The organism is Kribbella sp., assembly GCF_035687465.1.
Taxonomy (GTDB): Bacteria; Actinomycetota; Actinomycetes; order Propionibacteriales; family Kribbellaceae; genus Kribbella.
In genome coordinates this window covers 1-12,405 of sequence record NZ_DASRXP010000287.1, presented here as the reverse complement: position 1 = coordinate 12,405, position 12,405 = coordinate 1, and the positions used below count along the sequence as shown (strand labels likewise).

Sequence of the window (12,405 nt, the reverse complement as noted above, 5' to 3'; positions counted from 1 at the left end):
GGGAACGATTCCCGGATCGCCACGTACAGCCCCTTGACGCCGGCCTTGTCGTTCCCGGCGCCCGGCTGCGGGGTGTGGTCGACAGCCTGGTCCGACCAGAGTTCGTCGAAGGCGTCCCAGTCCCCCTTGCCCTGAACCTCTTCGGTGTTACGGCGTACGACGGCGATGGCCGCGTCGCCGACGGTGCTGTTGCCCATAGCCAACTCCTGGTCGTGGTGGTCCGGTTAAGATCCGAACATACTTGTTTGTACCTGCAACTACAATATAGTTGCTTGTGCCGACACATAAATCGACTCCGGGAGTCCTTGATGTCCACGACCCTTCCCCAGGGCGCCGTACCGGACTGCCCGCCGCAGACCGACCAGCCATCGACCAGGGACTGGCTCGCCGTGGCCTCGCTCGCCCTGGTGGCGTTCGTGATCGTGACGAGCGAGTTCATCCCGGTGGGACTGCTCCCCGACATCACCGACTCGCTGCACGTCTCCCTCGGCCTGGGCGGGTTGATGGTGCTGGTCCCTGCCCTGACCGCCGCGATCTCGGCGCCGCTGCTCTATCTGGGCGCCCGCAACTTCAACCGCCGATGGTTGATCGCCGTACTCGGTGGCCTGGTGGTGATCTCCAACGTCATCCCGCCCTTCGCCTCCAGCCTCACCGAGATCCTGCTGGCCCGCATCCTGCTCGGGATCGCGATCGCGGGCTTCTGGACGGTCGTACCGCCGCTGGGCCCCAGACTGGTCGGCGAGCGGCTGGGCACCCGGGCGATGTCGATCGTCATCGCCGGTGTCTCGGCCGGCACAGTCGTCGGTCTGCCGGCCGGTCAGTTCCTCGGCAATGCGGTGGGCTGGCGGACCACCTTCGCGGTCGCGGCCGCGGTCAGCGCAGTGGTCGTGATCGCGCAGCTCGTCTTCCTGCCGGACATCCGCCCCGAGGCCGCGACCCACGGTCGCGATCTCGGCCGGGTCTTCCGCAGCCGGCGGGCCCGGACCGGGGTCGCCGTCATCACGATCGCGTTCATCGGCCAGTTCGCCGCCTCGACGTACCTGACACCGTTCCTGGAGGACTTCTCTCACCTGAGCAGCGGCTCCGTCAGCATCGTCTTCCTCCTGTACGGCGTCGGCGGCATCCTCGGCACCCTGATCGGCGGTCCCCTGGTCGGGCGGAACGTGACCGGCAGCCTGGTCATTGCCAGCGGCATCGTCGGTGTCATCGTCCTGGCTCTGCCCGTCCTTCACCCGGTGCCGGTGGTGGTCGCCGCCTTGATCGTGAGCTGGGGTCTGGTCTGGGGAGTGATACCGCTCGCGGCTCAGGTCTGGCTGCTGCGAGCCGTCCCCGACGGTCAGGAGGCAGCTGCGTCGATCGCCGTCTCGACCATGCAGCTCTCGATCGCGGCCGGCTCGGCCCTCGGCGGTCTACTGGTCGACTCGACCAGCCTGCGCACGGTGTTCATCACCGGCGGTGCGGTCCTGATCCTGTCCGCTCTCGTCGCCACGACCGGAACCGGTCGCCGTCAAATCGCCCGCTAGTCAGGAGGAAACGCGTGCAGCGCGACGGACGGGTGGGCCGATCTCCGCAGCGGCGATGCCGGCGATCGCGTCGGCGAAGGCGAGCAGGTCGAGGTCACCGAGATGATCCATCACATGACGGCGAACGCCTTCGAGATGGGTCGGCCACGCCTCCTTGAGGCGAGTAAGGCCGGTCGGTGTCAGCGTGGCGATCTGGCCGCGGCCGTCCTCCGGCGCCCGGGTCCGGTCCACCAGCCCCTGCCTGGCCAGGCGGTCGACCGCGCGGGTCAGACCGCTGCCACTCATCGACACATGGTTGGCGAGCTCGCTCATCCGCAGCGAACGGTTCGGCGCCTCGGACAGGTTCATCAGGATCGAGTACTCCGCGAGGTTCAGGCCGTGCGCCTCGAGCAGTTCCCCGTCCAGTACCCGCGGGATGACCAGGACCGCACGCGCCAGCGCACGCCAGGCCGCTTCCTCGTCGGGGGTCAGTGGGACAGGACGCTTCTTCGGCACCCACCCAATCTACTTGCTTGACTCTGCAAGTTCAAAGAGTTCGCCGGCTCAGACAGTGTCTTTGCGGTCGGCGAAGCGTGGGATGGTGTCGGACCTGGTGGGGCTGACCAGGCCGGCCTCGTAGGCGACGATGACGGCCTGGACGCGGTCGCGGAGTCCGAGTTTGGCGAGGATGCGGGCGACGTGGGTCTTGACCGTCGCTTCGGACAGCTGAAGGTGGGCGGCGAGTTCGGCGTTGCTCAGGCCTTGAGCCAGCAGACGCAGTACTTCGAGTTCGCGCGGGGTCAGTGTGGACAGATCCCGATGGATCGCGGCCGAGTCGGTATCACGCCGACCGAACCGTTCGACCAGCCGGCGGGTGATGGCCGGTGCCAGCAGGGCGTCGCCGGCTCGGACCATCCTGACAGCGGCGACCAGGTGTTCGGGCGTGACGTCCTTGAGCAGGAAGCCACTGGCACCGGCGGACAGCGCGGCGTAGACGTAGTGGTCGAGATCGAACGTGGTGAGGATGATTACCCGGAGCTCGTCGTTGCCATCGGCAAGTAGGCGCCGGGTCGCCTCCAGCCCGTCCATCTCCGGCATCCGGATGTCCATCAGCACCACATCAGGTCGGGTACGGCGTACCGCCTCGATGGCCGCGGCGCCGTCCGCCACCTCGGCGACCACCTCGATGCCGTCGGCAGTCAGGATCATCCGGAAGCCGGCGCGGACCAGCGCCTGGTCGTCGGCGACCACCACCCGCAGTGTCACTGTGCCTCCAGAGGAATCAATGCGGTGACGCGGTAGCCACCGCTGACACGAGGCCCAGTGGTCAACGTCCCGCCGTACAGGGCAAGGCGTTCTCGTAGGCCGACCAGTCCGTGGCGATTGCCGGTGGCGGCCGACGGGGTCGGCGTACCACCGGTGTCGGTGACCTCGACCCGGAGCTCGTCGGTGCCGTAGTCGACCGACACCGTCGCGGTCGCGCCGCCGGCGTGCTTCACCGTGTTCGTCAGCGCCTCCTGCACCACCCGGTACGCCGTCAGTTCGATCCCGGACGACAGTGGACGTGGCTGCCCGACAGTGGACAACTCAACCGGTACTCCGATGTCGCGCACCCGTTGCACCAGAGCCTCCAGCCGATCGAGTCCAGGCTGTGGCGCCAGGTCGCTCGTGGTCGCCGGGTCGCCCTCGTCGCTGTCCATCGTGAGCAGGCCCATCACGTGACGCAGCTCGGTCATCGCGGCCCGCCCGCCGGCCTCGACCGCGAGGAGCGCATCCCGGGCCTCGTCCGGGCTGGCGTCCATCACTTTGCGGGCGGCGCCGGCCTGGATGACCATCACGCTGACGTTGTGAGTGACGACGTCGTGCAGCTCGCGCGCGATCCGGGCGCGTTCGTAGGCGGCGGCTCGTCGTAGCGCGTCGGCCTGTTCGCGTTCCAGGGTGGACAATCGCTCGCGGCCCTCGTCAGCGTTGCGTTTCCATCGTCGTAGCCCGTCGGCCGCGACAGCGATCGGGACCAGGATGAGGAAGGGGACGGAACCGTCCGGGACCGTGGGCACGGCAGGTTCCTGGAGCTGGGAGTACAGCAGTGCCGCAAGCGGGAGACTCGCCAGCGCAGGCACGCGGTACGGGCTGTAGACGGCGGCGGTGTAGGCGGCGATGACGCACACATAGAAGGAAAGCCTCAGCGCCGGGTTGGATTCGGATAGCCAAGGCGCGATGCAAAGCACGATCCACAGGACCGCCAGCGGATACCGGCGGCGCAGTACCAGCGGCAGTACGACGAACAGCAACAGGACTGCCGCGGCACCTCTGTCGTGATCGATCGGGAGAAACGGCTCAGTGAACACGCCGGGCGGGATGGGCTGCCCGGGGAGAAAGATGCGGTCCGGGGCCGGCTGATCGTCGTTGCTGCCGGACAAGATCGCCGCGAGGCCGAGGCCGAGCGCTACCAGGACGTCGAAGAGCTGGCCGCGCCGCGAGAGCCGCGGCAGCTCACCAGTCGGGCGCAGCAGCAGCCTGACTCCGGCCCGCAGCCGGTCGGCCACCGCCATCTTCGTCACCCGGTCATTGTCGCCGACCCGGCGCCCGATGGCGTCCACCTCGCTGATCACGAGGCCTACATCGCTCGACTACATCGCAGGGATGACCAGGGATGACATCGCCTATTTCTTGGCACCTGTCGTCACGGTGGCCTCCGCCGAGTACCCGCCCCAGGTGCCGTCCGGCAGCATCGCCCGGATCCGCACGCGGTGTTTGACGCCGGCGTCCCGCCCCACGTAGAAGCTGTACGTCGCCTTGCCGCTCGGCGCGGTGGTACCCCAGACCAGCGAGGTCGTCACTTTCGCGTCCAGGAGGATCTGGTACTCCGTGATCACCCCGTCGACGGGCGGTGGAGTCCAGGAGAGATCGAGGTAGTACGCCCCGTCGTCGCCGAGGTGCGTGGTGGCGCGGAAGTCGGTCGGCGCAGTGCCTTTTCCGTCGTCCGAGCCTGCTGCGGTGGTGAGCCGGACCGCGCTGCTCGGAGGTGAGACGTTGTCCGCCGCATCGCGCGCCTTCACCGTGAAGGAGTAGCTGGTGCCGGCCCGCAGCCCGGTCACTACGGTCGCGGTCAGCCCGCCGCCCACACTGTGGATCTTCGAGTCGCCCTGATAGATGTCGTACGAGGCGACACCCCGGTCGTCCGTCGACTTCTGCCAGGACAACTGGACCGACCCGCTCCCGACGGTCCTTCCGTTCGCTCGGCCAGGGCTGGTCGGCGCCTGGTCATCGGCCGCGACCGCCGCCGGCGTGGTGGCACTGACCTGTTCGCTGGGCAGTCCGGGAGCGCCGTCAGCGTCCAGGGCGCGGACCGTGAAGGTGTACGTCGTGGACGGCTCGAGCCTGGTGATGTCCACCATGTGCTCGGCCGCCGGCACCTCCTTGACCTTGGTCCCGTCGCGGTAGACCACGTACTGGGTGGCCGCCGGATCGCCTGAAGCCAGGTTCCACATCACGTGCACGCTGGTCGCGCTGCCTGCCACGGCGGTGACACCCATTGGTGCCGGCGGCAACTGTCTGCCCTGGTCGTCGCGCTGTCCGTCCGACCCGCAGGACGTCAGGACGAGCAGCAAGCCGCAGATCAGCCCGTGGGGAACGCCTCGCACGGTCTTCCTTCCCTCGACGGAACTGGTCTGGACCTATGAGACACCGCTGGTGCGTCCACAGCAAGAGGTCGGTGACTGTTCGTCGGCTCATGGTGGCGGTACGTAGTGCTGATCACGAGGCCTGCATCGCACGACTACATCGCAGGGATGACACCGGCCGGGCTCATCCGGACGCGGTACGGCAAATGCCTCCGGCGGCCGACGCGCCCACTCCCGCAACGGACCTAGCGTCGGGCCGACGGCAGCGGACGAACCCGAAGGAGCACCACCATGACCGAGCCACTGATCGCGCCCTTGATCGAGCCCTTGATCGAGCTCAGCGCCGTGTGCCGCCGGTACGACGAGGGTCCGCCGGCACTCGACAACGTCTCCCTGACGATCACCGCCGGGGAGGCAGTCGCGATCCTCGGGCCGTCCGGCAGCGGCAAGTCCACGTTGCTGAATCTGGTCGCCGGACTGGACCGGCCGAGCAACGGCACGGTCACCGTGGACGGGGTCCGGGTCGACGAACTGGGTGAAGCAGGGTCGGCCCGGTACCGGCGGGCGAAGATCGGCATGGTGTTCCAGTTCTTCAATCTCCTCGACGATCTGACCGTCGCCGACAACGTCGTACTGCCTGCGCAGCTGGCCGGGATGGCCCGGGGCACCGCGCAACGCCGCGCGACGGAGTTGCTCGGAGTCCTCGGGGTCGACCGGCACGCCGACGCGTATCCAGGCCGATTGTCCGGGGGTGAGCGCCAGCGCGTTGCTGTTGCCAGAGCCCTGATGAATCGGCCGGCGCTGCTGCTGGCCGATGAACCGACAGGCGCGCTGGACACCGCATCCGGCGAAGACGTCCAGCAGTTGCTCAATGAACTGCACGCCGACGGCCAGACGATCGTCCTGGTCACTCACGACCTGGCGCTGGCCGAAGCTTGCGCGACCCGCACGGTTCAGCTGGTCGACGGCCGGGTCGCCGCCGATGCGGCCGTGGAGCCGGTCCGATGAGCGCGCTGGGAAAGGTGATCCGCTCGGGGGTCGGTCGCCGTCGGGTGCAGACAGTGGTGATCACGCTGGTCGTGATGATCGCGGTGACCGCGGCAGTCCTCGGTGGATCACTGATGGTGGCTTCGAGCGGACCGTTCGACCGTGCGTTCTCCCAGCAGCACGGTGCACACCTGACCGCACAGTTCGACGCGACCAAGACCACGGCCGACCAGCTGTCGGCATCCACGCAAGCCAGTGGTGTCAGCGCGGCGGCAGGCCCGTTCCCGACAGCGTCGATCAGCCCGGTCAACGACAACGGGCGGCCGATGCGGCCGATGACGGTGGTCGGGAGGGCCGATCCAGGAGGCACGGTCGACGCCGTCACGTTGTCCGAAGGACGGTGGGTGACCGGACCTGGCGAGATCGTGCTCTACAGCGACGGCCGGCTCGAGGAGGGCGGACCGCAGCCCGAAATTGGTGATGTGGTGAAGCTGCCGGACCTTCCCGGCAGCCCGGCCTTGACCGTCGTCGGTCTGGCCCGTTCGATCAGCGAGACCGCCGGCGGGTGGGTGGCGCCCGAGCAGATCGCGGCGCTGACCGCACCAGGCACGGCCAGTGGCTACCAGATGCTCTACCGCTTCACCAAGGCCGACACCACCGAGGAGCTCGACGCCGGCCGCGCCGCCGTACAGGAGAGCGTTCCCGTTGGAGCGTTGACTGCGACAAGGTCATGGCTCACTACCCGGACGGACAGCATCGGGAACACCGCGCTTCTGGTGCCCTTCCTGATCGCGTTCGGAGTGCTGGGCGTGCTGATGGCGATCCTCATCGTGGGCAATGTGATCGCCGGCGCAGTGAGTACAGGAACGCGGCGGATCGGCATCCTCAAGGCCCTCGGGTTCACCCCGAACCAGGTGGTGCGGGCCTACACGCTGCAGGCGCTGATCCCCGCAGTGACCGGTGCCGCCCTCGGCGTCGTCGCCGGCAACCTGCTGACGATCCCGGTGCTGGCGCAGACCAACACGCTCTACGGCACGAACGACTCCGGCGTAGCTCCCTGGGTCGACGCCGTCGTGGTCGCCGGTGCCCTCGCCCTGGTGGCGGTGACCGCCTGGGCGGCCGCGTCCCGGGCGGGGCGGTTGCGCACAGTGGATGCGCTCGCCGTCGGGCGTACGCCGCGACCCGGACGTGGCCACTGGGCTGCCAGGCTGACCGGTCGACTGCCGCTGCCACGACCTGTGACGCTCGGTCTCGCCCATCCGTTCGCCCACCCCTTCCGGTCAGCGACGATGGTCGCGGCGATCGCGTTCGGCGCCGCCGCGGCGACCTTCGCCGTCGGACTGGGCACTTCGCTGAACCAGGTCCAGGCCACCCAGCGGCACGCGGACGTCGTCATCCTCCCGGGTCCGCCTGCGGCCGGACCACCGCCAGGCAGCGGTCCCCGCATGATCACCAGTGAGGAGATGGCCGCCGCGGCACCTGACCCTGCGGCGGTCGCCAAGGCGGTCAGTGCCCAAGCCGGAACCAGCAGCTACAGCGGCCTCGCCCAGACCGAAGTGACTGTCGCCGGAATCGCCGACCGTGTCGAGGTGATCGGCTTCACCGGCAACGGCTCGTCCCAGGGCTATCAGCTGGTCTCCGGCAACTGGTTCACCCAGCCTGGCGAGATCTTGGTGGCGACCCCGTTCCTTACCGCTAGCAACACCAAGGTCGGGGACACCATCGTCCTGACCGATCAGGGCCGGCAGGTCACCGTGCGGAGCGTCGGCGAGGTCTTCAACACCGAGAACCGCGGACTGCAGGTCCTCACCGACCTGGCGACGCTCGCGACCGCCGAACCCGACCTGCGGCCGATGGAATACAACATCACCCTGAAGCCCGGCACCGATACAGCTGCCTACGTCAAGGCCCTGAACACCGCGCTGGCGCCGACTGCGTCCGACACGAATCTCGCGGCGATAGCGCAGCCCGCCGAGACCGAGACCGAACCGTTCATCGTCATCATCAACGCGCTGACCGCCCTGCTCACGCTGCTGCTCATCACCGTGGCCGCTCTCGGCGTACTCAACCTGGTCGTCCTGGAGACCCGCGAACGGGTCCACGATCTCGGCGTCCACAAGGCACTCGGCATGACCCCGAAGCAGACCACGGCGATGGTTATCGCCTCGGTCGTCGTCACCGGCCTGGTCGGCGGCGCGATCGGCGCTCCGGTCGGAGTCCTCTTGCAGAGAATGACCGTCGGCGACATGGGCCACACCGCCGGTTTCGACCTGCCAGCCTCGGTCATCGACATCTACAGCACCACCGAGCTGATCCTGTTCGCGGCCGGTGGTCTGCTCATCGCCATCACCGGCTCCCTCCTCCCCGCCGGCTGGGCAGCCCGAACCCGCACCGCCACCGCCCTCCGCACCGAATAGGCGTCAGGCGTTGACCGGGTGGGCGGAGGGCGGGATCCTCGTCTCACATCGCGCTCCGGGGGGACGACATGGGGCAACGCAGTCCGTTGGTGACGCTTGCGGCCGCAGCCGCGGGTCTCGTCGTGCTGCTCGTCGTCAACAGCACCCAAACGACCGGCGGCACCGCTCCCCCGGCCAGCGCTGCGACCACACCGCCCGCCTCCACCGCACCGGCCTCCACCGCACCAGCTACGACCCCGCCGACCAGTACTCCGCCCTCGCCGCCGCCGGCTTCGACTGCCACGGTCACGCCGGCCGTCTACGCGGGTCGCACCAAGGGCAGGGAAGCGACGGTGGCGGTTGCAGTGAAGGGCGGTCGCGCTGTTGCTTATGTGTGTGACGGTCGCCGGGTGGAGGCCTGGCTGACCGGCACGGTGGCTTCCGGCAAACTCACGTTGCGATCCAAGGCCGGCGACACGCTCGTCGGCACTGTCGGCGGCAACGGCGTTTCCGGCACGGTCGTCGTGCGCGGCCGCTCGCTGGCCTTCACGATCGATACAGCGGATCCGCCGGCCGGCCTCTACCGATCCCAGGGCAATAGCGCCGTGATCGGCTGGATCGTGCTGGCTGACGGTAGCCAGGTCGGCGTCGAGAACGACGGCACCCCAGGGCCGGCGCCTCGGCTCGATCCTGCCGCTCTCAGCGCGACCACCGGCGGTGTCGCGGTGACGGCCCAGTCCATCGCAGGCGACGAGACGTTCTGAGGAGGGGTATGTCGACCGTATCTGTTCCGACCGTCGGCCGGATCGCGATTCCGCTGGCGACCGGCGCCGCCGTCGCCGTCGTACTCGGGGTCTACGGCCGGATCCACGAACCAACGGGCGTCGCTGTGAACGTCGCCGGCTTCTCGAGCCCGCAGTCCGTCAAAGCGTGGCTGGCGACCGTGGCCCTCGTCCTCGCGCTGGTCCAGGTCGTTTCCGCGCTGGCGCTGTTCGGCCATCTGCGACCGCTGGCCGGGCGGCCGTGGATCGGTCCCCTGCACCGCTGGTCGGGGCGAGCCGCCGTCGCGGTCACGATCCCCGTCGTCGCGCACTGTCTCTATGCACTGGGTTTGCAGTACGACCAACCCAGAGTGCTGATCCACTCCCTGCTCGGGTGCCTCTTCTACGGGGCGTTCGCCACGAAGATGCTCACGCTCAGCCGTGATGACGCACCGAGGTGGCTGCTACCGGTGATCGGCGGCGTCGTGTTCGCCGGCCTGGTCGGATTGTGGCTGACTTCGTCCCTGTGGTTCTTCACCACCTTCGGCATCATTCGTTGAGGCACCAGGAGAAGGGAGCAGTCGGTGGATGAGCCCAGTCGCCGTACCATCCTTGCCGCCGGCGCGGCCGGGCTGGCGGCCGTCGCCGGATGCAGCACGTACGGCGAGTCGAAGGACGCCCCGGGCACGACGGCTCCGGCAGGCACCGCACTCGCCAAGACCGGCGACATCCCGGTCGGCGGCGGCGTCATCCTCGGCGATAGCCAGACCGTCATCACCCAGCCGACCGCGGGCACCTTCAAGGCGTTCACCTCGGTATGCACCCACCAGGGCTGCCAGGTCGCGAACGTTGCCGACGGCACCATCAACTGCGACTGCCACGGCAGCAAGTTCGCCATCGCCGACGGCTCAGTAGTCAAGGACCCAGCCCCGCAACCCCTAGCCCCAAAACAAATCACCGTCACCGGCGACGCGATCCCCCTCACCTGACCGGCGCGGTCAGCGCACCTCGATCCGGATGCGCTTGTTGGCCTTGCCCCGGGACTCGGTCCCCGTGACCGCTACCGAGCCAATCTCGGCGGTACTGACCACATGCGTGCCGCCGTCCGCCTGCAGAGCGGTGTGCGTCCGCATCGTCAGGTGCCGGCGCTCCCAGTCGAGCTCTCCGTGCACCTCCGTCCGCGGGTCAGGCAACTGATCGCCGTCCAGCCAATGCCAGATCAGTGACCCCTCGCGCTTCACCCGGCTGACGGAAGCAACCCCGTCCGCCCACCGCAGTACGCCGAGGTCGTACGGCTGACCACCCCCGCCCGGGTAGAACGCAGTACGGCGCAACGCCACCCGCCGCTGCTCCTCGTCGACCTCGACCACCGGCGAGTCGAACTCGCGCACGTAGGCGTCGACGGCGAACAGTTCGGCATCAGCCAACCCGGCCGGCGCGCCGGCCGGGACCTTCCGTCCTGGAACGGCCATGATCCACCCTCCCACTCTGGATACCGCGGCCAAACCCACTCAGGAGCGCGGGCGGGCCTTTTCTTCCTTGAGGCGTACTTCTTCTCTGCGGACCTCCGCCTGGGTTTCGCGCTCGCGCTCCAGCCAGTCGGGGTTCTCTGCCCTGAGGTCCTCGATCTGCTCGGTGGTCAGGGCCTCGGTGATGCCGCCCCGCGCCAGACCGCTGATGGAGATCCCGAGCCTGGCCGCGATGACCGGGCGGGGGTGCGGGCCGGTGCGGCGCAGCTCCTGGAGCCACTCCGGCGGATCGGTCTGCAAGGCATTCAGCTCGTCGCGGGACACGACGCCCTCCTGGAACTCGGCCGGAGTGGCTTCGAGGTACACGCCCAGCTTCTTCGCCGCTGTCGCGGGCTTCATCGTCTGGGAAGTTTTTTGCGACGTCATGGCAGTCAGGGTAGCGAGCGGCAGCACCGCCGCCGATCACGCCCGGTAATCTGACCGCGTGACCACCTCCTTCCGGCTCGGCTATGTCCCCGGAGTCACGCCGACCAAATGGGTCCGGATCTGGCAGGAGCGGTTGCCCAGGATCCCGCTGGACCTGATCCAGGTCCCCGCCGCCGAAGCCGCCGCCCTGGTGCGCACTCGAGGCGCCGACGCCGCACTCCTGCGCCTACCGATCGACCGCACCGGCTTGCACGCGATCCCCCTGTACGCCGAGACGCCGGTGGTCGTGGTTCCCAAGGACCACCTCGTGACAGCCGCAGACGAAGTGACCACCGAGGACCTGGTCGACGAGATCATGCTGCACCCGTTGGACGACGCCCTCGATTGGCAGCGTCCACCCGGGCTCTTGGCCGACGACCGCCCCGCAACCACAGCTGACGCCATCGAACTGGTTGCCGCGGGAGTCGGCGTTCTCGTAGTACCGCAGTCACTCGCCCGCCTGTACCACCGCAAAGACCTGACCTACCGGCCACTCCTGGACGCGCCGGAGTCGAGCGTCGCGCTGTCCTGGCCAGAGGACGAGACCACCGAATTGATGGAGCAGTTCATCGGCATCGTCCGCGGCCGGACCGTCAACAGCACCCGGGGCCCCGCCACCGACAAGCCGCCGGCCAAGCCGCCCGCCAAGGCACGCTCGCGAGGTTCCGCCGGACCCCAGCCCGGCAAACGCGCAAAACCCCGCCGCCGGTCGTAGCGCGCGGCCACCCACCGCACATCACTCATGTGCCTGTTAGCAGTAACCCGGGACTCCGGTCAGCAACAGTGGTGGTCGGCCGGTGGCTGGGCTGCCGTGGGGTGGGCATCGCGGGAGGCTGAAGTTGTTGCGGAAGCGCGGCCGACCACGCGAGAGGAGCCGACGATGACCAGCAACATCGACTGCAGAGGCGCATCGTCGGGTGCGACCGTCGTCAGCCTGGTGCGGCCCCTCCTGCACGACTTCACCTACCGCACCTGCGCGGTCTGCCACTTCCCCATCCCGGCGCACCAACTCGTCGACGACGAGTACCGGCCGCGGCACGTCGCCTGTGAGCCCGCCTGGCAGGCCGCCGGCCAGGTCCGCAAGGTCGCCTGAACGCTAGAGCGCGACGCCCGCGAGGTGGTGGGCGATCCGGAGTGAGCCGGCCAGGACGGTGAGGACCGGGTTCACTCCCCCGTTGGTCACGTGCACGGAGGCATCGGCG

The 12,405-nt window shown here is 68.7% G+C and carries 16 protein-coding genes; 8 read left to right on the top strand and 8 right to left on the bottom strand.

The genetic code is table 11. From position 1 onward, the window contains the following. A partial coding sequence (locus tag VFG33_RS14405) for a hypothetical protein (protein WP_325026523.1) occupies positions 1-197 on the bottom strand: 197 nt, incomplete at its 3' end. Between the two features lie 111 nt (positions 198-308). Here VFG33_RS14405 and VFG33_RS14400 point away from each other — a divergent pair. Next, positions 309-1,523: an MFS transporter gene (locus VFG33_RS14400; protein WP_325026520.1), complete on the top strand. Its 1,215-nt coding sequence runs from the start codon at positions 309-311 to the stop codon at positions 1,521-1,523. On the opposite strand, the gene VFG33_RS14395 is transcribed toward VFG33_RS14400, so the two are convergent. Genes VFG33_RS14395 through VFG33_RS14380 form a run of 4 tightly spaced genes read right to left on the bottom strand, consistent with a single transcriptional unit; the run spans position 1,524 to position 5,146 of the window. Further along, positions 1,524-2,018: a MarR family winged helix-turn-helix transcriptional regulator gene (locus VFG33_RS14395; RefSeq protein WP_325026518.1), complete on the bottom strand. Its 495-nt coding sequence runs from the start codon at positions 2,016-2,018 to the stop codon at positions 1,524-1,526. A gap of 48 nt (positions 2,019-2,066) precedes the next feature. Beyond that, on the bottom strand, positions 2,067-2,768 hold the full coding sequence (locus VFG33_RS14390) for a response regulator (protein WP_325026516.1): 702 nt from the start codon (positions 2,766-2,768) through the stop codon (positions 2,067-2,069). Beyond that, positions 2,765-4,114: a sensor histidine kinase gene (locus VFG33_RS14385; protein ID WP_325026514.1), complete on the bottom strand. Its 1,350-nt coding sequence runs from the start codon at positions 4,112-4,114 to the stop codon at positions 2,765-2,767. Before VFG33_RS14385 ends, VFG33_RS14390 begins: the two co-directional genes overlap by 4 nt. A 51-nt stretch (positions 4,115-4,165) precedes the next feature. Continuing rightward, positions 4,166-5,146: a fibronectin type III domain-containing protein gene (locus VFG33_RS14380; protein WP_325026511.1), complete on the bottom strand. Its 981-nt coding sequence runs from the start codon at positions 5,144-5,146 to the stop codon at positions 4,166-4,168. 270 nt (positions 5,147-5,416) lie between these two features. Between VFG33_RS14380 and VFG33_RS14375 the strand changes: the two genes are divergently transcribed. Both VFG33_RS14375 and VFG33_RS14370 read left to right on the top strand, forming a co-directional pair. Next, positions 5,417-6,133, top strand: coding sequence for an ABC transporter ATP-binding protein (locus VFG33_RS14375; protein ID WP_325026509.1), 717 nt, complete (start codon positions 5,417-5,419; stop codon positions 6,131-6,133). Continuing rightward, a complete protein-coding gene (locus VFG33_RS14370; protein WP_325026507.1) occupies positions 6,130-8,529 on the top strand; it encodes an ABC transporter permease in 2,400 nt (799 codons plus the stop codon). Before VFG33_RS14375 ends, VFG33_RS14370 begins: the two co-directional genes overlap by 4 nt. A 43-nt stretch (positions 8,530-8,572) precedes the next feature. On the opposite strand, the gene VFG33_RS14365 is transcribed toward VFG33_RS14370, so the two are convergent. Beyond that, complete coding sequence (locus tag VFG33_RS14365) at positions 8,573-8,818, bottom strand: hypothetical protein (RefSeq protein ID WP_325026505.1); 246 nt, start codon at positions 8,816-8,818, stop codon at positions 8,573-8,575. A gap of 43 nt (positions 8,819-8,861) precedes the next feature. Between VFG33_RS14365 and VFG33_RS14360 the strand changes: the two genes are divergently transcribed. The 3 genes from VFG33_RS14360 to VFG33_RS14350 are packed head-to-tail and all read left to right on the top strand — an operon-like array spanning position 8,862 to position 10,258. Further along, positions 8,862-9,272: a hypothetical protein gene (locus tag VFG33_RS14360; RefSeq protein WP_325026503.1), complete on the top strand. Its 411-nt coding sequence runs from the start codon at positions 8,862-8,864 to the stop codon at positions 9,270-9,272. Positions 9,273-9,280: 8 nt separating this feature from the next. Continuing rightward, positions 9,281-9,829 (top strand): DUF6529 family protein, encoded by a 549-nt coding sequence (locus tag VFG33_RS14355; RefSeq protein WP_325026502.1) that lies wholly within the window; start codon positions 9,281-9,283, stop codon positions 9,827-9,829. Between the two features lie 24 nt (positions 9,830-9,853). After that, entirely contained in the window at positions 9,854-10,258 is a 405-nt protein-coding gene (locus VFG33_RS14350) for a Rieske (2Fe-2S) protein (protein ID WP_325026500.1), read from the top strand. A 9-nt stretch (positions 10,259-10,267) separates the two neighbouring features. On the opposite strand, the gene VFG33_RS14345 is transcribed toward VFG33_RS14350, so the two are convergent. Further along, positions 10,268-10,741, bottom strand: coding sequence for an alanine--tRNA ligase-related protein (locus VFG33_RS14345; RefSeq protein WP_325026498.1), 474 nt, complete (start codon positions 10,739-10,741; stop codon positions 10,268-10,270). Between the two features lie 39 nt (positions 10,742-10,780). Beyond that, positions 10,781-11,164, bottom strand: a complete 384-nt coding sequence (locus tag VFG33_RS14340) for a DUF5997 family protein (RefSeq protein ID WP_325026496.1) — start codon at positions 11,162-11,164, stop codon at positions 10,781-10,783. A 58-nt stretch (positions 11,165-11,222) separates the two neighbouring features. On the opposite strand from VFG33_RS14340, the gene VFG33_RS14335 reads away from it, so the two are divergent. Then, a complete protein-coding gene (locus tag VFG33_RS14335) occupies positions 11,223-11,918 on the top strand; it encodes a LysR substrate-binding domain-containing protein (RefSeq protein ID WP_325026494.1) in 696 nt (231 codons plus the stop codon). A gap of 165 nt (positions 11,919-12,083) precedes the next feature. Next, the gene (locus VFG33_RS14330; RefSeq protein ID WP_325026492.1) at positions 12,084-12,296 is read left to right on the top strand and encodes a hypothetical protein; all 213 of its coding nucleotides are present in this window, start codon (positions 12,084-12,086) and stop codon (positions 12,294-12,296) included. Positions 12,297-12,405: the final 109 nt, after the last annotated feature.

Bases quoted from the DNA above. Each gene is read 5' to 3' on its own strand.
- VFG33_RS14370 (WP_325026507.1), top strand. From the start codon at position 6,130: ATGAGCGCGCTGGGAAAGGTGATCCGCTCGGGGGTCGGTCGCCGTCGG.
- VFG33_RS14340 (WP_325026496.1), bottom strand. From the start codon at position 11,164: ATGACGTCGCAAAAAACTTCCCAGACGATGAAGCCCGCGACAGCGGCG.
- VFG33_RS14400 (WP_325026520.1), top strand. From the start codon at position 309: ATGTCCACGACCCTTCCCCAGGGCGCCGTACCGGACTGCCCGCCGCAG.
- VFG33_RS14375 (WP_325026509.1), top strand. From the start codon at position 5,417: ATGACCGAGCCACTGATCGCGCCCTTGATCGAGCCCTTGATCGAGCTC.
- VFG33_RS14355 (WP_325026502.1), top strand. From the start codon at position 9,281: ATGTCGACCGTATCTGTTCCGACCGTCGGCCGGATCGCGATTCCGCTG.
- VFG33_RS14345 (WP_325026498.1), bottom strand. From the start codon at position 10,741: ATGGCCGTTCCAGGACGGAAGGTCCCGGCCGGCGCGCCGGCCGGGTTG.
- VFG33_RS14330 (WP_325026492.1), top strand. From the start codon at position 12,084: ATGACCAGCAACATCGACTGCAGAGGCGCATCGTCGGGTGCGACCGTC.